The sequence below is a fragment of the Burkholderia sp. AU45388 genome (assembly GCF_030481585.1).
In the GTDB taxonomy this organism is placed as follows: Bacteria; Pseudomonadota; Gammaproteobacteria; order Burkholderiales; family Burkholderiaceae; genus Burkholderia; species Burkholderia sola.
The window spans coordinates 73,606-99,373 of the sequence record NZ_JAUJPV010000005.1 but is presented as its reverse complement, the minus strand read 5'-3'; the positions used below and the strand labels follow the sequence as shown (position 1 = coordinate 99,373).

Sequence of the window (25,768 nt, the reverse complement as noted above, 5' to 3'; positions counted from 1 at the left end):
GACGGAACAGGTCAACAGGGGCAGACAAATCAATGTGCGGAATCGACGGCTTTCTGAATAGCGTCGCCTTCGATGAGGAGACAGCGCGCGGCACACTCGCGCGAATGACGGCGAGCCTTGCGCATCGCGGGCCGGACGGGCAGGGCATCTGGGTCGACCCGGAAGCCGGCATCGCGCTCGGCCACCGGCGGCTCGCGATCGTCGACCTGTCGGTGCACGGCCGGCAGCCGATGGCTTCCGCGTGCGGCCGCTACGTCCTCGTCTTCAACGGCGAAATCTACAACCATCGCGAACTGCGCGCGGAGCTCGAGCGCGCGGGGCGCGCACCGGCGTGGCGCGGCCATTCCGACAGCGAGGTGCTGATCGCGGCGATCGTCGCGTGGGGTGTCGAGGCCACGTTGCGCCGCGCGACCGGCATGTTCGCGTTCGCGCTGTGGAATCGCGCGTCGCGGGTGCTGACGCTCGCGCGCGACCGGATCGGCGAGAAGCCGCTCTACTACGGCCGGATCGGCGACGCGCTCGTGTTCGCGTCCGAGCTGAAGGCGCTGCGCGGCTATCCGGGCTTCGACGGCACGATCGACCGCGACGCGCTGTGCCTGTATCTGCGCCAGGCGAGCGTGCCCGCGCCTTACACGATCTATCGCGGCATCCGCAAGCTGCCGCCCGGCACGTATATCCAGTTTGAACATGCGCGCGACACGCCGCGCGTGCGGACGTACTGGACGCTCGAACAGGCGATCGAGGCGGGCCGCGCGCAACCGTTCGAGGGCAGCGCCGGCGAAGCCGTCGACCAGCTCGACACGATCCTGCGCCAGGCCGTCGCGCGTCAGATGGAAGCCGACGTGCCGCTCGGCGCGTTCCTGTCGGGCGGCGTCGATTCGTCGGCGATCGTCGCGCTGATGCAGGCGCAATCGGCGTCGCCGGTCGACACGTTTACGATCGGCTTTCACGAAGCCGGCTACGACGAAGCCGGTTACGCGAAGGCCGTCGCGCGCCATCTCGGCACGCGCCATACCGAGCTTTACGTGACGGCCGACCATGCGCTCGGCGTCGTGCCGAAGCTGCCGTCGATCTACGACGAGCCGTTCGCCGATGCGTCGCAGATCCCGACCTTTCTGGTGTCCGAACTGACGCGCCGGCACGTGAAGGTGAGCCTGTCCGGCGACGGCGGCGACGAGCTGTTCGGCGGCTATACGCGCTACTTCCTGACGCCGCGCCTGTGGCGCAAGCTGCATCGCGTGCCGGCGGCGGTGCGCGCGCGGATCGCCGCCGCGCTGCATGCGCTGCGGCCCGATCACGCGGACCAGCTCGCGGCCGTCGCGCAGGGAGCGTTCGGCGGCGGCGTGGAGGCGCGCGAATCGTCGTCGCGCATCGGCGATCGCCTGCACAAGCTCGGCCATGTGATGACCGCCGAGAGCCGCATCGGGCTGTACCGGCTGCTGATGTCGTCCGTGCATCATCCAGAGCGCATCGCGCTCGCCGGGCAGGAGCCGCCGACGCCGCTCGATACGGTGTCCGCGTGGCCCGCGCACCTGAGCTTCGCCGAGCAGGCGATGGCGATCGACACGCTCACGTACCTGCCGACCGACATCCTCGCGAAGGTCGATCGCGCGGCGATGGCCGTGAGCCTCGAGACGCGCATGCCGTTCCTCGATCATCACGTCGTCGAATTCGCGTGGCGCGTACCGGCGTCGGTGCGCTTGCCGGAAGGGCAGTCGAAGGCGCTGCTGCGCCGGCTGCTCGACCGGTACGTGCCGTCCGCGCTGATCGACCGGCCGAAGCAGGGCTTCTGCGCGCCCGTCGACCACTGGCTGCGCGGCGCGCTGCACGACTGGGCCGACGCGCTGTTGCGGCCGTCGCGCCTGCGCGAGGAAGGCTTCTTCGATGCGGCGGCGGTCGAGCGGCTGTGGCGCCAGCACCAGACGGGCCGGATGAACTGGCAGCACCAGCTGTGGACGGTGCTGATGTTCCAGGCGTGGCTGGAACATCAGCGGGCGGCATGATGCGGCGTGCCGCGCGCAACCGGTGCGCGCGGCGCCACGCGCACCGCGAGCCGGGATCAGCCCACGATCAGCGGCGTGCCGATCGACAGGCGGTTCGGATCGCGTGAGACCGACGGATTGAGCTGCAGGATCTCGTTGAACGCGCGCGTATCCTGCTCGCCGTGCGTCATCGCCTGCTGATCGGCGCGCGACACGTGCGCGGCGTCGAGCAGCGACTGGCGATGCTGGTCGGCGATGACCCACAGCGAATCGCCGGCGACGACGATGTAGGGCTGCGGCGACCCGGACGGTTGCGCGGTCGACGGCGTGGCGCTGGCCGACGGCGAAGCCGGCGCGGCGGGCGACGCGCTGGGCGATGCGCTCGCCGAAGCGCTTGGCGCGGCGCTTGCCGAAGGGCCGGCCGACGCGCTGGGCGACGCGCCGGGCGCGAGATTCGATTGCGACGAATTCGACGGGTTCGACTGATTCGACGAACCGGACCCCGAGCCGAAGAACGTCGTCCACAGACCTTCGATCAGCTTGTACGCGAACGCGCCGACCGGAATCAGCACGACGGCCGTCGGGATCTTCTTGATCAGCGGCGTCGCGTTCGGGAAATGCGTGTTCAGACGCCCGCCGAGCAGCAGCGCAGTGGACACGCCGGTCGCGATCGCGAGGTCGTAATGGCCGCCGCTCCACTGCACGCCGGTGCCGAGGCCGCCGTACGCGACGGCCATGAAGTCGCTCGCCGAATCGGTGAAGCGCACGATGCGGCTGCGCTTGTCGGCATTCACGCGGTGCGCGCCGATCGTGTAGACGAGGCCCGCATACGTGGCGCCGAACGCCCCGCTCGCGATGGCGGCCGAGCCGTACGCGAGATCGAACGCCCCGTGCGCGTGCACCACGCCGCTGATGCCGACCGCGAGCGTCGCGGTCGACGTGATCGCAGCGCCCGCGCGGCCCGCGATCCCGAACAGGTGACGCGGGTTGCCGGTATGGAGCTGCTGCAGCGACGTGCCGCCGACGGTGCCCTGCATCTGCGCGAGCACGTCCGCGGCGAGCGCCTTGATGTGGGTGGTCGCGTCGTCGAAACTCATCAGCCCGACGCGGTTCAGCTCGACATACTGCGCGGCCAGCGTTCGCGCTTCATTCGAGATCTGCTCGAGTTGCGCGCGCCGGTTCTGGCCGTAGTCGTGCGCACCCGAGCGCAACTGCCGCGACAGCGTCACTTCGAGCCGCGTGAGCACCGCCTGCGCGGCCTTCGGATCGCCGGCCTGCAGGCTGCGCACCGCACCCTGGTGCATGACCTGGAACACGCGGCCCAGACGCGCGCCCAGCAGGAACGACGACGTCGCGCTGCTCAGCATGTCGTGCCGCAGCACGTGCGTGGCGCCGAGCGTATCGGCGATCACGAGTGCGCCCGCCCCGGTGACGAGCGAGCTGAAGCCGATCGACTTCCACAGCTCCGCCTTGCGGAACGACGGCCGATGCACGCGCAGCGCATTGATCTGCGCGAGCGCCTGCAGTTCCTCGATCATCTTGGCCTGTTTCGGGTTCGCGGCGATCTGCCGGCCGACGCTGATCGGCTTCGACGGATCGTTCTTCAGCGCTTCGCGCTCGACCACCGATTGCCAGTACGCGCGACTGTCGGGCAGCGGCCCCGCGGGATCTGTGGTCGATACGACGGTGCCGCGTGCCGGCGCGCGGCCGCCGGCTTCCGCGAGCCAGCGTTCGCCGAAGCGGCGGGCGAGTTTTTCGGTGCGCGTGGCGGGCGGGTGATCGGCCGACGCCCATTGCGTCATCGCATGCTCGATCGTCGCCTTGCGCGCCTGGTTGACGAGCGCGGTCGTGTTGCGTTCGTACAGTTCGCCGCGCAGCGTCGCGAGCGCGTCGTCGGACAGCCCTTTCGACTTGCCGATGCGCGCGATTTCCGCGAACAGCACCTGCTGCTGGTTCGCGAACGCCTCCGGGCTCACCGGTTCGAACACGCGCGTGAGCGCATCGGCGCCGTGCAGCCGCGCGAACTTGCCGTGACGGTCGGTCTGGTAATAGTCGACGATCCGTTCCGCCAGCGCCCGCGTCAGGTCCTGGTTCGCGATGAAGTCGGCGCCGTGCGTGCCGTACGACAGCCCGACGTGCAGCCAGTCGATCGCCTTGCGGTCGAGCAACGCATCGAGCAGCTCGACGTGGCCCGCGCCCGGCACCGGCTCGAGCACGGCGTCCCATCCGTGAAAGCTCAGCATCACGTTCGGCGCGGGCTCGCCGGCGTGATTGTGCGACCACGTCTCGAACGACGTCATCAGCCGCGTGTATTCGGCATAGCTGTCGTTGGTGCCGGCGATCGTGCGGCGATCGTCCGCGGAGACGAGCGGGCGGCCCGACGCCGCTTCGAGACGAAGCTGGAAGCCGTGGCGCGACGCCGCGGTGAGCCATTTGTGCAGATGCGCGATGTCGTCGAGTTCGAGCGTGCGCGTGGTGCCGTCCGGCGCTTCGCGCGTGATCGTCGCATCGGCCTCGTTGTAGCGCGCGCCGATCGGGGATCCGAACTTGCGCGCGCGGCGGATGAACGCCGGATCGTGCTTGCCGCCGCGTGCGGCCGCGAGCGTGTGCGGATCGACCGGAATCGACACCACCGGCATCGCGCCGCCATATTGCTCGACGTAGCGCACCGCGAGCGCGGGATCGTCGCGCAGGTTGAACGCACGCGCCATCGGCGCGACGCGGTCCTGGATCTCGGCCGGCGCGCGCACGAACGCCTGGATCGCGCGCTTGTCGATCATGCGCGCCGCGCTGTGGCGCGTGGCGTACGCCTGCATCCACTTCACGAACCGGTTGTGATCGCCGCCGGGATCGGCGACCGGCCCGCGCGACGGCATGCTCGACACCTCGCGCGCGAGGCCGATGGGGATGCCGAGCGCTTTCAGCATCGGTGCGTCGGCCAGGATCGTCTGCGGTTCGTCGGTCAGTGCGAGGCCGCCGGCATCGGGCTGGTTCCTGCGTGCGGCGACCGCCTTCACGCGGTCGATCGTCGGGAACCAGTCGGCCACCTTGGCGGCGCCGTAGCGCATCACCCATTCCGCGACCGTGCTCGAACCGAGGCTCGGCTGGTAGGGCCGCAGCGTCAGCGGCTTGGCCGCCGGCGTTTTCGGCGGCTTCGGCGTGGCCGGCGCGTTCGATGCGTTTGCCGCATTCGCGGCGCGGCGGTTGCGCCGGCCGCGCTTGCCGCGCAGCGCATTGCGCACCCGGCCGGCGGGGCCCGTGGGGCCGCCGGCCGCCGGCTGCGCGGCTTGCTGGGCCGCGGCGAGGTCGGCCTGAGCGGCTTTCACGCGATCGATCTGGCCGGCGATCTGCGTGCGGATCCAGCGCGTCGCGAGGTCGAACTTCTGCGGCAGCGCATCGAAATACGACTTCTCGTCGAGCAGTTGCGTGAGTCGTTGCGCGAGCGCGGCCTTCTGCGTGGCGGTCGCGCGCGGATCGAACGCATCGGGCGCGAGCGTCGACAGCAGGAAGTGCTGGTTCGCGCCGAACGGGCCGCGCCCGAGCGGCATCTCGTCGAGCGGGCGGCCCGCGTCCGGGTGGTCACGCAATTGCTCGGCATGGTCGTACCAGAGCGCGTTGCCGTCGTGGATCGCGATGATGCCGCGGCGCGTATGCAGCGATTCGGCAACCGGATGATCGGTCTCGTACACGTACACGTAGTGATCGCCGCGCAGCGCCTTCAGCTCCAGCGCGCGCATCAGGTGCAGCGTGTTCGCGCCGCTGAAGTCGATCGCGAGCTGCTCGCTGTCCGGGACGAGCTTCGGCGGCAGGAACGGACTGTCGGCGCCTTCGATCGCGGCGATCTTGCGGCGCACGCCGGGGTCGGCTTTCGCGAGGCCGCGCTGTACGCGCGTGCCGAGTTTCTGCATCGGCGGCTTTTCGTCGCCGAGCGCCTTGCGCATTTCCGCCGGCGCGAAGCCGCCGTAGCGCTCGACCGTGTCGTGCGCGACGTCCGTCACGACGAATCGCACGCCGCGCCGGCCGCCGGACAGGTTGCGCGCGCGCCGGCGGAACGCGGCGCCGAGATCGCGCGGCGCGATCGTCGCGTCGCCGAGCGAGGTCGACTCGTGATAGGTCCAGTCGTGCGCGGCGTTGCGCGTCGCGTAGCCGAGCACCTTGCCGGTTTCCTTGTCGATCGCGTAAAGCGTCGCGCCGTCGCCGGCCGCTTTCGCCGCCTGTTTCGGCCGGCGAAAGCGCGGCGCGTCGGCCAGCGATTTCAGCGTCGTGACGACGTTTGCGTCGGGCGTCGCGGCCGCCTGCTCGGCCTCCCAGGCGCGGCCGTCGCTGCGCGCTGTGATCCGCGCGGCGCCGCCGTACTCGCGCAATTCCGCGAGCGACACGGGCGACACATAGAAATCGACGTTCGCCCGTTCCGCGCTGCCGTTGTCCTTCAGCGCGCGATAGACCGCGTCCGGGATCGGCACGGCCGGATCGGCGGACGCCTTGTCGACGAACGTACCGTGCTCGTCGGTGCGCATGCCCGCGATGAACTTCGGCTGCGCATGGCGCGCGTCGATCGACGCGTCCGGCCGCGCGTCATGCTCGGCGATCAGCACGTGCGCATTCGTGCCGAACGCATCCTTCATCTGCTGGAGCGACGCGAGTTGCGAACCGTCGATGCGGATCAGATCGCGCTTGCCGTGCGAGGCGAGGTGATCGAGCGCATGCTGGCGGCGCGCGGCGTCCGCCGTCGCCGCGGGCACCGGCGCGTTCGACGCGGGCTGAGGCGCGGGCGCCGGCATCTCGCGCGGCGCGCCGAGCGCGTGCATCGCATCGGCCTGGCTCGCGTAGTACGCGCGATAGGTCGCGTGGCCCGGCACGGACGGCGCGACGTCGCCGAAGGCGGCCGCGAGCCGGCGCAGCCCGGCTTCGTCGCCGGGCATCACGCGGTCGGTTTCGCGTGCGATCGCATCGGGCAGGCGGGCGTCTTTGGCGACGTCGATGCCGGCATCGTCGAGGATTTCGCGGCGCACCGCGAACGCGTTCGCCTGCGCGCGCGCTTCGGCCATCAGCGCGCTGTCGGTCAGCGCCTCGGGCGACGAGTGGTCGAGCGCGAGGCGGCGCGTGATCGTCTCGACCGCGTGCTGCGCTTCGTGCGCGAGCGTGTAGACGAGCGTGCCGGCGCCGTGGAACTGCCCGTCGAGCACGATCCGCTGCTTCGCGGTATCGATCCGGCTGCCGCGCCCGGGCCGGCCCACCACGATTTTCCAGCCGGCCTCGCCGGCCAGCGCGACCTGCTGGCGCAACAGGCTCGAGCGGTCGACCAGCGCATGGGCGGCCTTGGGCAGCGGCGCGCCGCCGAACCGCATCCGGATGCGCGTGATGACGGACGGCTTCTGCACGAACGCGTCGGGCGGCAAGTGCTCGGTGATGTCGGGATGCGCGAGCTCGATCGCGCCGCGCGCGATGCCGTCCTCGAGCATCACGCGCAGCGTGCCGATCTCGCGGACGATGCCTTCCACGTTCAGCTTCGGCGCATCGGTCATGACCGTCGACGGATCGCTCAGGTAGAAGTCGCCGTGCGCGTCGAACACGCCTTCGAAGTCGTAGTACAGACGGTGCTGCGCGGTGATGTCGCGCGCGCGATCGAGCTGCGCGAAGGCGTCGCGGGTGATGCGCGACGGCAGCATGCCGGCCATCACGTCGTGGCTGCTCAGCGATGCGAACGGCGCGTACATCACGGCCACGCGATCGAATGCCGCGAACGGGCCGCCGACCGTGAGCGTGCGCAGCCCGTGCGCGCGCAGCGCCGCGAGGCCTTCCTGTTCGAGGCGGATCGATTCGATGTGGCCGAGAATCGCGCGATTGTCGGTGCCCTCGTAGAGACCGATCGCATTGCGGCGGCCCAGTTCGAACACGGTCTTTTCGATGCCGGCGCCGGTTGCCGCGCCGGTGAAGCGCTCGACCGGCACGCGCGCGGCCGGATCGCCGCTCGCGTGGACGCCGTTGCCGTCAACGTCGAGCGCACCCAGGTCCGGGCGCTGGTGCGGTGCCGGATCGTAGCGCAGCCACGCGTTGGTATGGCCGAGCCGCGCCTCGGCGCCGAGCCCGACCGCGATCGTCGGCGGCGCGTAGACGGGGCGCTGCCAGACGTTCGCGAGCCAGGCGGCGGCGTCGCGGCCGTTGCGTGCCGACAGGATCACCGACGAGCCGGGCAGGCCGAGCACCGAGCGGTGCGCGAGCGTGACCTCGACCGGCGTGTACGGCCGGCCGTCCGGATCGACGAGGCGGCCTTGCGCGTCGGTGACGCCATGCACGATCACGATGCGGCCGTCGCGGTCGTAGGACAGCGGGCCTGAGCGATCGAGCGTCAGCGCGTCGACGCTCGCGACCGGCTTGCCGTCGAACGGCGATGCCTTCACCGGACGTGCGCGCGACCATGCCGTTTCTTCGGCGAGCGTCGCGGCCGTCTCGCGCGGCGCCGGCATCGTGACGCCGGTGCGCTGCGCGGCCTGCGCGTGGCGCCGATACAGCTCGCCGTAGGTGACGCCGCCGTCGAGCGACGTCGGGCTGTGCTCGAACGCGTCGGCGAGCCGCGCGAGCGAGGCGGCGTCGCCGGCCCGCGCGCGGCCGTATTCGTTGGCGATCGCGTCGGGCAGCGCGACGTGGCGGCCGACGTCGATGCCGAGGTTCGCGCGGATCTCGTCGCACACCGCGAAGGCGTTGACCTGCGCGCGCGCCTCGGCGAGCAGCGCGCTGCGCACGTAGCGCTGCGTCGAGCCGTAGTCGAGCCCGAGCGTGCCGGTCGCGGCCTCGAGCGCATGGCGGGCTTCGTGCGCGAGCACGTAGATCATCGATCCGGTCGACTGCAGGCCGCCGTCGATCGTGACGCGCCGCCGTCGCGTGTCGATCTTGCTGCCGCCGCCGGGCTTGCCGCGCACGACTTTCCAGCCAGCGTCGGCGCCGAGCCGAAGCTGCTGCGACAGCAGGCTCGATGCGTCGATCAGCCGGTACGCTTCCTTCGGCAGCGGGGCGCCGCCGAAGCGCATCCGCACGCGCGTGATGACCGACGGCTTCTGCACGAACGCATCGGGCGGCGGCGTTTCGGCGAGCCGCGGATGCGCGAGTTCGACGTGGCCGCGCTCGAGGCCCTGCGTCAGCGCGCGCTCGATCACCGCGAGCCGCTGCAACGCGGTGAAGTGCTCGCCCGCGCCCATGCCGATCGAACCCGGGTCGCTCAACAGGAAATCGCCGCCGCGCGTGAAGAGGCCTTGCAGGTCGAAGCCGATGCCCGTGCGTTCGACGACTTCGCGAATCTGCCGGATGTGCTGGAGCGCCGCGCGCGAGACCACGCGCGGCAGCGCGCCCGTCTCGAAGCCGAAGCTGTGGAATACGCCGAGCGGCCGGTACAGCACGGCGACGCGATTCAGCGCCGAGAACGGGCCGTCCATCGTCACGGTCTTCAGGCCGTACGACGCGAGATCGTCGAGCGCGATGCTCTCGTCGATCGCCGCCTCGATCTGGCGGGCTTCCGACGTATGCGGGCCGTTGTCGTACACCGCGAGCGCGGCATCGTGGCCGAGCGCGAACACGGTTTTCTCGCCGCCGGCGCCGAGCAGCTCGCCGACGTGACGCTCGACGTCGATCCGCACCGCCGGATTGCTTTCGAGGTGCACGCCTTCGGCGTCGGCCGCCAACTGCCCGAGATCGTGCGGTGCCGCGGGCGCCGGGTCGTAGCGGCGGAACACGCCGGTATCGAGCAGCGCCGCGCGTTCGCCGACCGCGTGCGGTGGCGGCGCATATACCGGCCGCTGCCACAGATTCGCGAGCCCGGCGGCAGCCGCCTCGCCACCGTGCTTCGCGGACAGCACGATCGAATAGCCGTCCTTGACGAGGAACGACGGCGCCTGGTCGAGCGCGTATTCATGCACGCCGGCCGGCTGCCCGCCAGCGAGCAGCGTGCCGTCCGGCAACGTGTCGGCGTGCAGCATCAGCACGCCTTCGTCCTGCAGCATCGTGAAGTGGCGGCTGCGCGCCGCCTGCAGATCGGCCGCCGCGGGCACGGGCCCGTCGCCGAACGGCGACGCATATTCGGCATGCGCGCGGCTCCATGCCACGCGTTCGTCGAAGCTGCGCACGCCGTGCGGCGCGTCGCCGGTCTCGCGCGTCTGCGGCGCGGGCATCCGGCGCGGGATGCCGCCGCGGCGCTTCTGCCGCGACCATACGTCGTCGTAGAAGTCGCGATAGGTCTCGCCGTCGCGGCCCGACACGGGCGCATCGGCGAAGGCGTCGACGAGGCGTCCGACCGTGCCCGCATAGTCGTGCGACGGCGCGCGCCACGCGGCGCCTTCGCGTTCGATCGCATCGGGCAGGCGCACGTGCGCGGCGATGTCGCCGCCGCCCGCGAGCTCGATTTCGTAGCGTGCCTCGAACGCGTTGATCTGCGCGCGCGCTTCGGCTTCGAGCGCCTTGCGCGTGAAGCGGCTGCGGTTGCCGTAGTCGAGGTTCAGCACGCCGGCCATCGCCTCGACCGCATGGCGCGCTTCGTGCGCGAGCGTGTACGTGATGCTGCCCGGATGCTGGAGCGCGCCGTCGATCGTCACGCGGCGCTTGCGCGGATCGATGCGGCTGCCGCCGCCGCGCTTGCCGAGCGTCACGCGCCAGCCGGCGTCCTGCAGCATGCGCAGTTGCGTGGCAAGCGTGCCCGACTGCATCGCGAGCGCCTGAGCGGCTTCGGGGAGCGCCGCGCCGCCGAAGCGCATCTGCATCCGCGCGACCCAGCCCGGCTTCGAGGCGCCGGAGTCGGGCGGGGCGGTCTCGGTCGTTTCGGGGTGCGCGGCGGCGAGGCCGATGTCGTCGTTCGCCGCGGCGCGACGTTCGCCGCCCGCTGGCGCGCGGTCGGCCCGGCCGTCGGCGTCGTCGAGCGCGCGTGTGCCGCGGTCGGCCGCGGCCGTTTCGCGTTCCGCCGTCCGCTCGGGTGCGCCGGCGCGTTCCGGCTTGACGAGCACGAGCACGCGGTTCGGCGCGCTGAACACGCCATCGAGCGCGTTGACCGCCTCGGGCGGCGCGGCCGTACGCGGCATCGCCGGTTCATTCGGGCCGCGCTTGCCGGCCAGCACGATCACCGTGTCGTCGGCCGCCGCGCGGGGCGCCGTCGGCGGCGCTTCGTCGGGCGCGATGCCGGCCGGCAGGCCGGCTTCATGGGTCGCCGCGGCCGTCTCCGGCGCGGGATCGAAGCGCAGCACGCGCGCGCTCGCGCGCAGCTGGCCGTCCGCACCGAAGGCCTCGGGCGCGGCCGCGTAGACGGGCTTCTGCCAGCGGTTCGCGAGTTCGGGCGCGAGCGCCGCGTCGTGTTCGCCGGCGACGACGATCACCGGTTCTGCGAGATCCTGCGGGCGCGGCGACGACGGCCGCGCACCGGGCGCAGCGGGTGTCGCGCCGCTGCGCACCACGTAGATCGTGCGATCGCCGACTTCCATCGGCTCGGCGCTCGGCCCGCGCGGCACGGCGATGCCGGCCGGATCGGACGTCGCCGCGCGCGTGACGGGCGCGTCGTCCGTCAGATCGACGACCTTCGCGTCGACGCGCGGCGGCGCGCCGTCCGGCTTCGCGCGCGTGCCCGGGCCAGCCGGCTCGTCGGCCGCGATGGGCCGCCAGCGCATCGATTGCGTGTCGGCGCTGCGCCGGTTGGTGCGCGCGGTCGTGCTGCTTTCGGCATCGGTTTCGTCGCGCTGCTGCTGCACGCGGGCGCGCTCCTCGCTGGTGCGGCGCGTGCTGCGCGCGTCGGCGGACACGCTCGCGGCTTCGCCTTCGGCCGCCGTCTGCGCGAGGCGGCGCGGCGCCTGCGCGCCGGCGACCGTTTGCCGGTATGCGTCGCTCGCCTGGTCGAGCACGTGTTGCAGCACGTCGAGCGGCGTCTTCGCGACGATCTTCGGCGTCACGCTCATCTCGCCGTCGGAGCCGAACGACATGCGCTCGCCGGTGCCGGTCACGTCGTCCACACGCGTGCCGTTGGTCCACGCCTTCGGCGACACCGAGACGACGGACAGCGTGCCGTCCTCGCCGAGCACCACCGATTTGCCCGGCGGCAGGCGCTTCGCGGACGCGCGGTCGAGCACGCGAATCGGCGTGTTGTCGTAGGTCAGCACCTTGTCGCCCACGCGCAGCGTGCCGTCCGGCGACACCTTGACGGCTTCGCCGTCGAGCGTCACGCGCGAGCGGCCGGCCGCGAGCGACGACGCGTCGCCGCTGTTGAGGATTCGGCCGATCGTCCGGCTATCGACGGTGACGGTCTTGCCGTCCGCCCCGCGGATCGGCACCGGCTGGCCGATGCGCGTGCGCACCGACGTCACCGCGCGCTCCTTGAGGCCGCCGGCGGCCATCAACGCGACGTTGGTGATCCCGGACTTGAGCTGCTCGCCGGCCGCCTTCTTGTCGCCGGTGACGAAATACTCGTAGCCCGCTTCGCCGAACGCCTCGACCGCGCCGCCCACGCCCGTCACGACCGCAGTGGTCCGCGCGCCGGTGGCGAGCACCGACGCGACTTTCGGCGTGCGCGTGAGCGCCGTGACCGCGCGCGTGAACAGCTTGCTGCCGGCCAGCTTCGCGGCGCCCGCCGCGCCCATCGGCACGAGGTTGATGAAGTCGGCCCGTGCACCCGGGTCGGTAAACGGATTGAGACTGCGCCCGTGGTCGGCGCGGTTGGCGAGGTCGAGGCCGGCGCTCGTCATCGTCGCGCCGATCGCGGTGTACATCATCCCCGCGCCGAGGATGTTCAGCGGCACGCCGACGATCGCGCCGATGCCGGTGCCGTCGAGCAGCGTGCCGAGGCCTTCTAGCGCCATCCCGCCGACCATCATGCCGATGTTCAGGCCCGTGCTCGTCAGCGTGTTCAGGAAACTGTCGAAGCCGCTTTCGTGATGCGCGGCCTTCGACACGAGTTGCAGCGTGCCGTCCGCGTTGTGGCCGGTCGCGATGTCGACCGTGCCGTCCGTGGACAGCTCGTTGTTGTCGATGTAATCGTTGATGTCGTCGTAGTTGCTCGCCGTCTCGTCGACGTACTGCGTGCCGTCCTTGCCGCTGACCTTGAACAGCGCGCTGGTGGTCATGCCGGCATCCTTGGCGGCGTAGACCATCGGCAACACGCTGACCTGCGTCGTCGCGCCGCCGCCGATCGACAGCAGCTTGTCGCGCACGCTGTCGATCGTCTTCAGCTTGTCCTTGTCGGTGTAGCGCGCGACGTCGTCCTTCGTCGGCGATACGGGATCCGAACCGTCGCTCGACGCCGCGTCGTTACGGACGTCCGGCTGCATGCCGAGCGCGACGCCGATCAGGTTGCGCTGCTCGTTGTCGGTCAGCTTGCCGAACGCGATCGTGCCGCCGTTGTTCGTGCTCGCGCTGACCGCGTCGAGCAGCGAATTCGACAACTCGCCGCGATGCGCTTCGTAGAAATCGTGCAGCGCCTTCTTGTAGTCGTTCTCGGCGTCCGAACCGGGGGCCGCATAGCGCAGCCGTTCGTCGAGTCCGGCGTCGAACCCGTCCATCAGCACCTGCTGGTGCGACGTTTCGCTCAGCAACTGCAGGCGCTGCACCGCGTTGTCGGCCTGCGTGACGGCCGCCTTCGCCTTGTCGAGCTCGCCCTGATACAGGTTCGGACGCGGCGCCGACGGCGCCGGGATCATGTCGTCGCCCGCGACGGTGCGAAAGCGCATCGGCGGCGGATTCGCGGCTGCCCAGTCGTCGTACTTTTTCTGCACCGACTCGAGCGTGCTCTTCGCCTGCGTCTGCTTGATGCGCGCCTGCGACAGCGCGAGTTGGGTCGCGCGCTCGTTGACCGAATCCGACATCCGGCTGTCGGCCGCGCGAATCGCGCCCGCGACGGTCTGCATGCGCTTCACGTCGAGCATCGTGGGGCCGGCCTGCGCGGCGGTCGGGCCCGACGACTGCGGCAGCAGGAACGGGCGGTCGAGCAGCGGCGACGCGGGCAGCGACGAGGCGCCGTTGGCCCCGGGCAACGTCGGCGAGGCCTGCGGCGCCGCGCTCGGCAGCGTGGGCGTGCCGGTGGGGGCGGCCGACGTGGCCGTCGACAACGACGATGCGGGCAGGCTAGGCAGGCCGTTCGCGGTCGACAGCGACGGCGTCAGCAGCGGCGACTGAAGCGCGGGTTTCGCGAATAACGATTGCGGGTTCACCTTCGCCTTGATCTGCGCGGCCTGATCGTCGTACTGCTGCGCGAGCGTCGCGCCGTACGCGACGACGAAGCCGTCGTGCGCGATGCTCGCCTGCTGCCTCGCCTGATCGAGCTTCGCATACGCATCGCCGAGGTCCGTGTCGACCTGCGGATCCTTGATCATCGCGTGCGGATTGTCCTTGTGCCACGCGTTGGATGCGTCCAGCTTCGTCGTATAGTCGGCCTGCAGCGTGTCGACCTGGCGCTGCGCGGACAGCATCTGCAGATAGCCGCCGCTCGTGTTCGCGGCCGTTTGCGCGCGGGCGAGCGCGGTCTTCGCGTCCGACACCTCGTTCGGGACGACCACCGTCGGTCCTTCCTTGCCGCTGGCCGAATCGTAGCGCTGCTGGGCGTTCGTGAGCGCCAGGCTGTCGTTGGCCGCGCCGTACGCGGCGTTCGCGTAGTTCGCATCCTTCGCGGCCGACGTGACGGCCTGCTGCGCGGCGTCCTGCGAAGCGGGCGCATCGGGCATCGTGACCTGCAGCTCCAGCGGCTGCAGCGCGTCGTTCAGCCGCCCGACGCCCGCATCGAGCGCGGCCTTGTAGTCCGGATCGGCGAGGTACGACTGGAACTGCGTATACGCGAGATTGGAATTCGCGACGTCCGCGAAGTATTTCGACGCGCCCACGGCCGCCTTCGCGCTCGCGGTCTGCCAGTCGTCGTAGAGCCGGATCTGCAGCGGGTTCTTGCAGTCGCCCGGCTGCGGCACCCAGTTCGGATCGTTCGCATGATCGGGGAAGGCGGCCAGCAGCGTCTTGAACTGCTGGTCGGCCGCGTGCTGCGCGTCGCCGGGGTCGGTCACCTTGCCGGAATCGTCGATCTTCATTCCGGCCGGCATGTCGGCGTTCGCCTGTTCGCCGTACAGGATCATGTAGCCGGCGTCGGTCGTCACGTTCAGCTCGCGCTGCGCGGTGTCGGCGGCCGTGCGCGCCTTCGCGTAGTCGGCCTGCGCGGTCTTGCGGTCGTCGGTCGTCGACTCGGGATCGCGGTTGACCAGATGCAGCACGTTCTGCGCGCCCTGCAGCGTCTGCGATGCGTTGTCGTACTGCGTCTGCGCGTCCTGGATCGCTTTCTGTACCGCGCGTGTCTTGTCGTTCTCGACGGTGATGTCGGGCGGCGGCGCCGTATATTGCGCGGCCATGCTCTGGATCAGCGACGTCGCGGACTGGATCTCGGCGTTGGTCGGTTTCGACGGATCGGTGGCGAGCGAGGCGGTGACGGGAATCGGCGGCGCGGCGCTCGGGTTCGCGGGCCCGGCGGCCGGATCGTCCTTCTTCGGCGGCGGAGGCGGCGGGGGCGGCGGTGCAACGAGCGGATTCAGCGTTTCCGACAGGAAGCGCTGCCAGTTGACACCCAGCCCCAGTCCGTCGATCAACAGCATGCTCGTCTCCGTTGAGCCGCGCGATGCGCGGCACGCGCGGCGCCCTGCACGCCGCGACGCGATCGTTCGAGTGTACGGACGCACCCGGCAACGGGAACGCCGCTGTTTCGTAGCGGCAGGAAGGAGCCGGCGCCCCGGCGCCGCGCGGGCTACGAGACGCGCGCGGCGTGCGGCAACCATGCCGCGCGTCGTCGTTCTGACCCTGAAAGCGGCGTGGGCGGCCGTGCACGCCGCCGCGCGCGATCATCCGATCACTGATCGAGACACCGCACGCACAGCCGCTTCGCCTGGCTCGCCGGCAAGCCGCGGCACATCATCACGACCGGACGCGCGTGGCACGACGGGGCGTCGGCGGAGGCGGCCGGCAACGGCAGCCTGCGCGCGCGATCGGGCGGCGTGGTCGCGGCCGCGTCCATGCGTCGCTGCCGCGCCGGCGGCGGCACGTCGCGCACCACCGGGATCGGTTCGATGCCGCCTTCGTGCGCGTTGCGCTGCGCGCTCGTGACGACGCGGCTCACGTAGCCGCTCGAGAAGCCGGTCGTGAAGTTGCCGCTGTAGTAGCACGACAGCGCCGCGCGCAACGCGGCCTGCGTCGCGCGGCCGGTGCCCGACGAGCGCGCGAAGCATTCGGTCAGGATCGCGCCGCCGGCACGCAGGTTGCGGCACGGCTCGAACATCGTCGCTTCGTCGAGCCCGTATTTCGCGAAATTGCGTTCGTTCACCTGCGCGAGCCCGACGCTGTAGCTGAAGCCGCGCGACGACAGTTCGCGCGCGGTCGCGCGCGCCTCGTCGAGCGAGGCGGGCTGGCGCGCCAGATGCCCGCCGACCACGCCGATCGCATACGGATTGAAGCCCGACTCGGTGCGCACGAGTGCCGCGAGCGTATCGGGGTCGACGTTCGGCGCGCACGCGCGTGCCAGTTGCGCGAAGCCGGCGGCGCTGCCGGCCGCCTGCGCGACGCCGGGCTGGCCGCACGCGAGCACGAGCGCGACGAGCGCGGCAACGCACGCGGCGGCGGTTCGCAGTGCGTGCGCGCGCATCATCCGGCTCCCGCGACCCGATACGACAGCACGAGCCCGTGCACGAGCAGCGACCAGCCGTCGAGCGCGACGAACAACAGCAGCTTGAACGGCACGGAGATCGTCGTCGGCGAGATCATCTGCATCCCGAGCGCCAGCAGGATGTTCGCGACCAGCAGATCGACCACGATGAACACGATGTAGATCACGAAGCCGATCTGAAACGCCTTCGTCAGCTCGGCGAGCGTGAAGCTCGGCACCAGCACGAGCAGGTCGTCGTCCTTGATGCCGTCCGCGCGGTTCTTCGGCCACACCGACGTCGCGGTGCGCACGAAGAATTCGCGATCGCGCTGCCGCGTATGCGAGACGAGGAAATCCTTGATCGGCGGCAGCGCGGCATCGGCGAGCGCGCCGATGTCCGAGGTGGACAACTGTCCCGACGCATCGAAGTGGCGCGCCTGCAGCGCGTCGCGGATCGACATCCCGACGGGCGCCATGATGAACAGCGACAGGATCAGCGCGATGCCGTTCAGCACCAGGTTCGGCGGCACCTGCTGGATCCCGAGCGCGGAGCGCAGCAGGCCGAGCACGACCACCAGCTTCGTGTAGCTCGTCACCATCAGCGCGGCGAACGGCGCGATGCCGAGCGCGGCGATCACCGCGATTAGCGCGACCGGATTCGGCAGGTTGCCCATCGTTTCAGCGCTCGCGCGGCGCGGGTTGCGTCAGCGTGACGACGCGTATGCCGAGCTTCTGGCCGACCGCGATCAGATGACCGGTGCCGATCAGCATCCCGTTCGCGACGAGATGGATCACGCTCTGGTTGATGCCCTGCTGCAGCTCGATCACGGCGCCCGGCTGCAGCGCGCTCAGCTCGCCGAGCGGCATCGACGTGGGCGGCAGCTCGAAGCGCAGGTCGACCGCGAGGCCGTCGAGGGAGCGCGGCGCGTCGGCGGGCGGTGCGTCGTGCGTCGTCGGCGGCGCGGAGTCGGTGCGGGTCGGTTCCAAAGGCATCTCCCTGATTCGTTCGACGGTCAGCCGGTTGCCCGACGGCCGTCCGGTGATTTCCCACGCCGGCGCGGCCGGCAGCCGCGCGACGCACAGCAGGTTCTGCTCGTGCGCCTGCCAGCGCTCGATCGCGATGATGTCGCCGCCGACGACGTCGGCGAGTTCGGCCGTCGTCAGCTCGGTGCGGCCGATCTCGAACACGAGCGGCACGGGCAGGCTCGCGTATGCCGCGCGCGCGTCGGCGAGCGCGGCCGGCGCGGCCGCGAAGAACACGGCCAGCGCATCCGGCGCGTCGAACAGCAGCGCGCCGTGGCCGCGCCACGCGGCGTCGGTGCGCCGCAGCTCGAACCGCAGCGCGGCCGGCGAGGCGCGCCAGGCCGGCGCGCCGTCGGGCGGCGGCAGTAATTCCACGCGCTGCCGGGTCGCCGCCTGCAGCACGGCCGTGAGCGGTGCGGCGAGATCGGCGAGCAGCGCCGCGCGGATCACGGCCGGGACCGCCGGATCGGCCGCGTCGCCGAGCCATTCGGTTTCCGCGATCGGGTCGATCCACAGCGTGCCGGCGGCCGGGCCGACGACGAAGCGGTATGCGTGCGCATCGGCGGCCGGCTCGGCGTCGACGCGCCAGCGCACCTCGTACGCGTGCTCGCCGAGCGTGACCGGGACGGCGCCGGTCGCGCAGTACGCATGCGACAGCCCGCGCGCGGCGGCGGCGGACAGGCGCGGCAGGTGGGGCGACGCGTCGAGCGCGACCGCGGCCGGCGGGGAAGCGGCGGGCATGGCCGGGTTCGCGGCGTCGCCGGCGTCGGCATTCGTCAGGAACAGCGCAGGCACGGCGGGATCGGGGCGGATTCGGCGTCGGTTCGACGGGTTGTTCTGATGCCGGCGGCGCCGAGGGGCGCGCGGCTGCTGCGTCGATTGTAGGGACGGCGATGGCCGCGTGCCGCGCCGGAATCCGTAGTCGCGGCCATCGCGCGCGGACGGCGGGAGCGGGGCGCTACGAAGCGTGACGAGGTGCGGCGGCGTGCGGTGGCGTGGGATGAAGCGGGCCGCGCGACGGCTGGCGGTCAAAGGCAACCGCCGCCCGGAGGCGGCGGTCGGGGCGCGGCCGGTTGGCCGGCCGGGCGGCGTGCAGGCCGCATCCGGCCGGCTGGCCGCGAGGGGCTGCGAATCCGCGCAGCGCGGTGGGGAGGCGTTGCCGGCGCGCCGCGAACGGGCGGCGCGCGGATGAAGCGTTACGCGTAGTCGGCGGCCATCGCGGGCTGCGGCGCCGCGCGCACGAACGGCGCCGCGTCGTGACGCTCGACGTGCGTCATCGCCGCACCGAACAGCACGAGGCGATAGCCGACCGCGTAGATCGGGATGATGCGCAGGTTCTTGTCGTGTTCGAGCTGCAGCTTCGAACGGATCCGCGAGATATGGGTGTCGAGCGTGCGCGACGACACGCCGAGCTCACGGCCCCACACGGCTTCCTGGATTGCCTGCCGCGGCACGATCTTGTTCATGTTGTCGAGCAGGAATTCGACGACGTCGAATTCGCGCGGGGTCACGTCGACGACCTTGTTGTCGATTTCGATCGTGCGGCGGACGAAGTTGATTTTTATGTTGTCGATGTACAGGTATTTGCAATCCATGGTGGCCCTCGCATGTCCGTAAAGGAGTGTTTGCGGGGTCCTGTGCAGCAACTTCCGGGCCAGGGAGCGGTTGTCGGGTGACAACGGCGTGCGGGAGCGTCGCGGGCGGCGGGGAAGCCCTGAATTTAAAAGAATTTTTAACGCGCAACGCCGGGCGCGTGATGAAAGGGCCAGAGCAATAGTGAAGGATTGTTACGTAGCATCGGGCGCGGACGTTACGGGCGTTACGTCTGACGTAACGGGGGGCGACGCCGGTAACAAGCGGCACAACTCGAGTCGGCAGCGTGCGATTGGAACCCTACATGGAACCCTACATTGGACCCTACATGTTTCACTGAAAAATCAATATAAATCAGTGGGATAAGTGATTATAATTGCCGACTTGGAACCCTACATGGAACCGTACAGCGAAGCATGACGACCGTCGCTACCTTCGAACCGTTGTTTCCCGAGGATTGCGTACTCGATCCACTGCTCGAGCAGGCCGCCGAACTCGTCGATTCTTCGCAGCGGTTACTTGCCATACGCGATACGCCGCTGGCTACCGCACTCGTGCCGCAATTGCGCGCGATGAATTCGTATTACACGAACAAGATCGAAGGCCAGCACACGACGCCTGCCAAGATCGAGGCGGCACTGCATCGGGATTATTCGACCGATATCGTCGAACGCAAGAAGCAACGTTTCGCAGTTGCGCATATCGCCGCGGAAGCTGCGCTCGAGGAGGAGTGGCGTGCGCTTTCGGTCGCGGCGTTGTTCGAGCCGGCGCGAATCTCGGCCATTCACGATCGCTTCTTTTCCTGCCTGCCTGACGACGAGCGATTGACCGCTGACGGGGATGTCGTCGTCCCGGGCGAATTTCGGCACGCGGATGTGACGGTCGGGCGCCATCTGGCGCCGGAACCGGAAATGATCGAGCCGCTGCTTCAGGCCTGGGCGACACGTTATGCCCGCATTCGCGCCAAGGAATATCAACTGATCGGCATCGCCTGTTCGCATCATCGTCTCGCCTGGGTGCACCCGTTCATGGACGGCAATGGTCGCGTGGCGCGGCTGCATTCGCATCTCGGATTGCGCGCTGCCGATCTGACCCACGGTCTCTGGTCGCCGCTTCGCGGGCTGGCGCGAGAGCATGAGCAGTATTACGCGAGGCTGAACGAGGCCGATCAGACGCGTCGCAGCGATCTGGACGGTCGTGGCAACCTATCCCAGGAAGGATTGGTCAAGTTCGCCCGGTTTTTTCTCGACTGCTGTCAGGACCAGGTCGGTTTCATGGTGCATATGACCCAGTTCGATGGAGTGACGGGACGGCTGCTGGATTTGCTGAGGTTCCTGGAAGCCAATCCGTGGACGATTCGCTCGGAAAAATCCGTGATCAAACCGGAGGCCGCTGCGCTGGCGATGGAGTTCGTGGCGCTGCGCCGAACCGTCACGCGTGCGGAATTCGCGCAGATGCTGGGTGTCAGCGACGTATTGGCGCGCAGGATCATTCGATCGCTGCTGGACTGCGGGCTGCTGACCTCGCCTTCGCATCGCGGCGAACTTTCTTTTGGATTGCCGTTGAATAGCCTCCGGTTTCTGTTTCCGAGGCTTTGGCCTGAAGTCGAGCAGGAGTGAGCGTGGCGGGCCGCGTCCTGTCACGCGGCTTCGGCCCGGATGAGCATCGCGTTCTCGCGATGCGCCGAAAAACGCCGGCCACGGGGGCCTGCCTCACCCCGCAGCCGGCGTCCCGGTACCTCAAGCCTTCGCGCTTTCCGCCGAATCGAACGGCAGCACGTAATGCCGCTTGCCCGTCGCCGCGAAGATCGCGTTCGCCACGGCCGGCCCGACCGGTGCGACGCCCGGCTCGCCGACCCCGGTCGGCGCCTCGGCCGACGGGACGATATGCACCTCGACCTTCGGCATCTCGGCCATCCGCAGCACGTGATAGCCGTCGAAGTTGCGTTGCTCGACCTGGCCGTCCTTCAGCGTGATCGCGCTGTGCATCGCCGCGCCGAGCCCGAAACCGATGCCGCCCTCCATCTGCGCGGCGACGATGTCGGGGTTGATCGCGATCCCGCAGTCCACCGCGCACACCACGCGCTCGACCTTCACCTTGCCGTCCGCGTCGACCGACACCTCGGCCACCTGCGCGACATAGCTCTTGAACGCCTCGGCCACCGCGATCCCGCGCCCGCGGCCCTTCGGCAGCGGCTTGGCCGGATCCCAGCCGGCCTTCTGCGCGGCGAGGTCCAGCACCGCGCGCATGCGCGGCTCCTTCGCGAGCAGGTCGCGGCGGAACGCGTACGGGTCCTTGCCGGCCGCATGCGCGGCTTCGTCGATGAACGCCTCGACCGCATAGGCCGTGTGCGAGCTGCCGACCACGCGCCACCACAGCACCGGCAGGCCGACCCGGGTCGTGGTGAGCTCGACCGACACGTTCGGCACCGCGTACGGCAGGTTCGCCGCGCCCTCGACCGACGTCGCGTCGATCCCGTTCTTGACCATGAACGCCTCGAACGGCGTGCCGGCGAGGATCGACTGGCCGACGATCCGGTGACGCCAGCCGACCAGCTTGCCGTCCGCGGTCACGCCCGCGTCGAGCTTGTGGAAGTACATCGGCCGGTAGAAGCCGCCCTGGATGTCGTCCTCGCGGGTCCATTGCAGCTTGACCGGCTTGCCGTCCGCGCCGAGCGCCTTCGCGATCGATACCGCCTCGACCACGTAATCCGACCACGCATTCGCGCGCCGGCCGAAGCTGCCGCCCGCATACAGCGTATGGATCTTCACCTGCTCCGGCTTCAGCCCGGCCGTTTTGGCCGCGTTGCCCTGGTCGACCGTCTGGAACTGGTCGCCGGCCCAGATCTCGCAGCTGTTCGCCGTCAGCTTGACGACCGCGTCGAGCGGCTCCATCGGCGCATGCGCGAGATACGGGAATTCGTACGTCGCGCTGATCTTGCGCGTCGCGCCGGCGATCGCCGCATCGGCATCGCCGTCCTTGCGCGCGGACGCGCCCGGCTTCTCGGCGAGTTGCCGGTATTCGCGCATCAGTTCATCCGAGCTGCGCTTTTCCGCCTTCGTTTCGTCCCAGTCGATCTTCAGCGCGTCGCGGCCCTGTTTCGCGGCCCAGAAGCCCGTCGCGACGACCGCGACGCCGCCCGGCACCTGCACGACCGAGACGACGCCCGGCACGGCCTTCGCGGCCGTCGCGTCGAACGATTTCACCGTCGCGCCGAAGCGCGGCGGTCGCTGCAGCAGCGCGACGCGCATGCCGGGGAACGTCGTGTCGAGCGTGAAATGCGCGGTGCCGTTCGACTTCGACGACGCGTCGACGCGCGGAATCCGATGCCCGATCAGCTTGAAATCGGCCGGCTGCTTCAGCGTGACCTTGTCGGGCACCGGCAGCTTCGACGCATCGGCGACGAGCGTGCCGTACGCGGCCGTCTTGCCGCTCTTCGCGTGCGTGACGACGCCGTTGGCGGTGGTCAGCTCGGCGGCCGGCACCTTCCAGCGGGCCGCCGCGGCCGACACGAGCATCGCGCGCGCCTTGCCGCCCGCTTCGCGCAGTTGCTGCCACGAGTTCGCCATGGCCGAGCTGCCGCCCGTGCCCTGCATCGTGCCGAACGCGAGATTCGCGTAGCGCTTCGCGTCGGCCGGCGCGCTTTCGACGCGCACGCTCGACCAGTCGGCGTCGAGCTCCTCGGCGACGATCGTCGCGATGCCCGTATAGGCGCCCTGGCCCATTTCGACGTGCTTCGCGATCACCGTGACGGCGCCGTCGGGCGTGATGCGCAGGAATGCATTCGGCGCGAAATCGCCGGCCGGCGCGGTCGCGGCGAGCGCGCGGCGGCCGAGGCCGGCCCAGTCGAAGCCGATGGTCAGGCTGACGGCGGCCGTGGCGCCCGCGGCTTTCAGGAACGTGCGGCGCGACGGGCGCACCGAGTCGGTGTGGTCGAGTTCGATCGTCATGGTCAGGCTCCCAGCGTCGCGGCCGCGTCGTGGATCGCGGCCCGGATGCGGGCGTAGGTCGCACAGCGGCAGAGGTTGCCGTTCATCGCGGCGTCGATGTCCGCGTCGGTCGGCTTCGGGTTCTGTTCGAGCAACGCGGTGGCCGACATGATCTGGCCGGACTGGCAGTAGCCGCATTGCGGCACCTGCAGCTTGACCCACGCGGCCTGTACGGCCTGCGCGGGCTTGCTTTGCACGCCTTCGATCGTCGTGACGTGCTTGCCCGCGATGCCGGCGAGCGGCAGCACGCACGAGCGCACCGCCTGGCCTTCGAGATGGATCGTGCACGCGCCGCACTGCGCCATGCCGCAGCCGAATTTCGTGCCGGTCAGTCCCGCATGTTCGCGAATCGCCCAGAGGACGGGCATCGACGGATCGGCGTCGAGCGTGACGTTCTTGCCGTTCAGGACAAACGAGGTAGGCATGTTGTATGTCTCCGTGGGGAAAACCCGCCGCACGGGCAGGTTAGCCGGGAGTGTGCGCGAGGAGCCGGTGTTTGCGTCTACCCAATCCTGCAAATTTATTGAACAATCCTGCAAATCCCCGGCACGCCGCAGGCCGTTTCGCTATGCTCGCGCGACACGGGAAATCTTTCGAGGATGCGTCATGGACATGACCGATATCGTGGCGTCGCGCGAATCCGGGCGGCGCGAACTGGCGTCGCTGATCGGCCGTTTCGCGCCGGCGGACGGTTCGCATTCGACGGCCGTGCCGGGCCTGATGCTGCATCGGCATACGCGGCCGGTCGATCTCGGCTGCGGCGTATCGCGCGCCGCGCTGGTGATCGCCGCGCAGGGCGCGAAGCGCGTGATCGTGGCCGGCCAGGCTTACGAATACGACACCCACAATTGCCTGATTACGTCGATCGACTTGCCGATCCTCTCGCGCGTGACGCGTGCGTCGGTGGACGAACCGTACCTGTGCCTGTCGCTGACGCTCGATCCGCAGCGCATCGTCGAGCTGGCGGCCGAGATGCGGCTGCCCGAGCCCGACGCGGGCCCGGAAGGCGAGGGGATCGCGCTCGCGGAGCTGACGCCGCCGTTGCTCGATGCGGCGCTGCGGCTGCTGCGGCTGCTCGATACGCCGGCCGATATCGCGGTCGTCGCGCCGCTGATCGAAAAGGAAGTGCTGTATCGGCTGATGACGAGCGGGCAGGGCACGCGGCTGCGGCACATGGCGATCGCGGGCAGCCAGACGCACCGGATCGCGCGCGCGATCGAATGGATCCGCGATCATTTCGCGGAGCCGATGCGCGTCGAATCGCTCGCGCAGGCGGTCAACATGAGCGTGTCGTCGCTGCACCATCATTTCAAGCACGTGACGACGCTCAGCCCACTGCAGTACCAGAAGCAACTGCGGCTGCACGAGGCGCGGCGGCTGTTGCTGCGGCAGGGCGGCGACGTCGGGTCCGTGGCGGCCGTCGTCGGCTACGAAAGCGCGTCGCAGTTCAGCCGCGAATACAGCCGGCTGTTCGGCGCGCCGCCGATGCGCGACGTCGTGCATCTGCGGAAGAAGGAACTGCTCGGCTGACGGGCGGCCGGCCATCGATCGTCATCGCACGACGGCAGCGCGTTGCGCTCGAGGACGTGTGTGGCGACGAGCGGCCCGCTGCGAGTGCGCGCGGTGCCGGCTGGCGCCACTTCGCGACTGAAATCGTTGACCGTCCTCCGACGCAGGCCTTCGTCGATCGCGAACGTTTGTGTCTCACGCATGCGTCGTCGGAACAGGGACGAGCCCACGGCGATTGCCGGATCGATACGGTTCGATGCGACGAATCGCGCGATGAATCAGGCTTTTACGAGATTGAAGGTCTGGGCGATTTTTTTAATAGAAATGTTTCAGTGATGAGAATCAAGCGGATAGCTGGCTGAAGATGTCTATTCGATGAATCGACCGTTATCGCTTCGTGGGCGAAAGGTGAGTCGAGTGGAAACGAAAAATGCATGCGACGTTTTTGTCGGGGATCGCACGTTTTCATTGGTTCGGTTATTGCGCCTGAAACATGCCGGATGGCGCGATTTTTCGCCGCGTGTCGTGGGGGTATTTTCACGGATGAATCAAATTCCTTGTGCATTTCAGGGAGAACCCGTGTTCCTGCCGTATCGGCGGCCGTTCGGCAGGAGGCACCGAGTGAACGGCCCCCGTCCGTCGGGGTAATGGACGGCATGCTGGCATGCCGCGACACGCGGTTTGTCAGCGGAAACGCGCGGACTACGCGCGGTGAGTCGAGATTCGCTTCTCAAGATTGAAACACCCGTTCGCACGGGTGTCCGCCAACGCGCGGCGAGCCGGATTCTTCCGTCAAATCACGGGATTGCGTCACGATCTTCAATGATCGCTGTAGGGCCCGCCCCGTTATCGCGATACATTCATGAAACGAAAAAACGCCGTTTCCGGAGAAATGATCAGGCCTGGCGGACGCACGCCGCATGCAATGCTCGGTGGAATATCGCATGGCATGGGGTTTGCGATATAGGCCGTACCGGCGAGCGGTCGACACGATGCAACAACGATGTGGGGGCGGCCAGTTCGTCACGAGCCTGTCGGGGAAA

Annotated in this window: 10 protein-coding genes; 3 read left to right on the top strand and 7 right to left on the bottom strand. The window is 69.6% G+C overall.

The window, feature by feature from the left end; translation table 11 throughout:
* Positions 1-32: 32 nt before the first annotated feature.
* Positions 33-2,003 carry an asparagine synthase (glutamine-hydrolyzing) gene (gene asnB / locus QZM72_RS11985; RefSeq protein WP_301738165.1) on the top strand — a complete coding sequence of 657 codons (1,971 nt, stop codon included), beginning with the start codon at positions 33-35 and terminating at the stop codon, positions 2,001-2,003.
* Between the two features lie 56 nt (positions 2,004-2,059).
* Here asnB and QZM72_RS11980 read toward each other — a convergent pair whose 3' ends face one another.
* The 5 genes from QZM72_RS11980 to QZM72_RS11960 form a co-directional block, all read right to left on the bottom strand.
* Complete coding sequence (locus tag QZM72_RS11980) at positions 2,060-15,571, bottom strand: LWXIA domain-containing protein (protein ID WP_301738164.1); 13,512 nt, start codon at positions 15,569-15,571, stop codon at positions 2,060-2,062.
* 251 nt (positions 15,572-15,822) lie between these two features.
* Positions 15,823-16,611: a lytic transglycosylase domain-containing protein gene (locus QZM72_RS11975; protein WP_301738163.1), complete on the bottom strand. Its 789-nt coding sequence runs from the start codon at positions 16,609-16,611 to the stop codon at positions 15,823-15,825.
* Entirely contained in the window at positions 16,611-17,285 is a 675-nt protein-coding gene (gene sctR, locus QZM72_RS11970) for a type III secretion system export apparatus subunit SctR (protein ID WP_006480865.1), read from the bottom strand. Before sctR ends, QZM72_RS11975 begins: the two co-directional genes overlap by 1 nt.
* Positions 17,286-17,289: 4 nt before the next feature.
* Positions 17,290-18,429: a type III secretion system cytoplasmic ring protein SctQ gene (sctQ, locus tag QZM72_RS11965; RefSeq protein WP_301738162.1), complete on the bottom strand. Its 1,140-nt coding sequence runs from the start codon at positions 18,427-18,429 to the stop codon at positions 17,290-17,292.
* Between the two features lie 401 nt (positions 18,430-18,830).
* Positions 18,831-19,229 carry a winged helix-turn-helix domain-containing protein gene (locus QZM72_RS11960; RefSeq protein ID WP_089470209.1) on the bottom strand — a complete coding sequence of 133 codons (399 nt, stop codon included), beginning with the start codon at positions 19,227-19,229 and terminating at the stop codon, positions 18,831-18,833.
* Positions 19,230-19,643: 414 nt separating this feature from the next.
* Between QZM72_RS11960 and QZM72_RS11955 the strand changes: the two genes are divergently transcribed.
* Complete coding sequence (locus tag QZM72_RS11955; protein ID WP_301738161.1) at positions 19,644-20,846, top strand: Fic family protein; 1,203 nt, start codon at positions 19,644-19,646, stop codon at positions 20,844-20,846.
* A gap of 120 nt (positions 20,847-20,966) precedes the next feature.
* Here QZM72_RS11955 and QZM72_RS11950 read toward each other — a convergent pair whose 3' ends face one another.
* Entirely contained in the window at positions 20,967-23,177 is a 2,211-nt protein-coding gene (locus tag QZM72_RS11950) for a xanthine dehydrogenase family protein molybdopterin-binding subunit (protein ID WP_301738159.1), read from the bottom strand.
* A 2-nt stretch (positions 23,178-23,179) separates the two neighbouring features.
* Positions 23,180-23,641: a (2Fe-2S)-binding protein gene (locus QZM72_RS11945; protein WP_050015050.1), complete on the bottom strand. Its 462-nt coding sequence runs from the start codon at positions 23,639-23,641 to the stop codon at positions 23,180-23,182.
* A 181-nt stretch (positions 23,642-23,822) separates the two neighbouring features.
* On the opposite strand from QZM72_RS11945, the gene QZM72_RS11940 reads away from it, so the two are divergent.
* The gene (locus QZM72_RS11940; RefSeq protein WP_301738158.1) at positions 23,823-24,746 is read left to right on the top strand and encodes an AraC family transcriptional regulator; all 924 of its coding nucleotides are present in this window, start codon (positions 23,823-23,825) and stop codon (positions 24,744-24,746) included.
* The last annotated feature ends 1,022 nt before the right edge of the window (positions 24,747-25,768 follow it).

Bases quoted from the DNA above. Each gene is read 5' to 3' on its own strand.
- asnB (WP_301738165.1), top strand. From the start codon at position 33: ATGTGCGGAATCGACGGCTTTCTGAATAGCGTCGCCTTCGATGAGGAG.
- QZM72_RS11980 (WP_301738164.1), bottom strand. From the start codon at position 15,571: ATGCTGTTGATCGACGGACTGGGGCTGGGTGTCAACTGGCAGCGCTTC.
- QZM72_RS11975 (WP_301738163.1), bottom strand. From the start codon at position 16,611: ATGCGCGCGCACGCACTGCGAACCGCCGCCGCGTGCGTTGCCGCGCTC.
- sctR (WP_006480865.1), bottom strand. From the start codon at position 17,285: ATGGGCAACCTGCCGAATCCGGTCGCGCTAATCGCGGTGATCGCCGCG.
- QZM72_RS11960 (WP_089470209.1), bottom strand. From the start codon at position 19,229: ATGGATTGCAAATACCTGTACATCGACAACATAAAAATCAACTTCGTC.
- QZM72_RS11955 (WP_301738161.1), top strand. From the start codon at position 19,644: ATGACGACCGTCGCTACCTTCGAACCGTTGTTTCCCGAGGATTGCGTA.
- QZM72_RS11950 (WP_301738159.1), bottom strand. From the start codon at position 23,177: ATGACGATCGAACTCGACCACACCGACTCGGTGCGCCCGTCGCGCCGC.
- QZM72_RS11945 (WP_050015050.1), bottom strand. From the start codon at position 23,641: ATGCCTACCTCGTTTGTCCTGAACGGCAAGAACGTCACGCTCGACGCC.
- QZM72_RS11940 (WP_301738158.1), top strand. From the start codon at position 23,823: ATGGACATGACCGATATCGTGGCGTCGCGCGAATCCGGGCGGCGCGAA.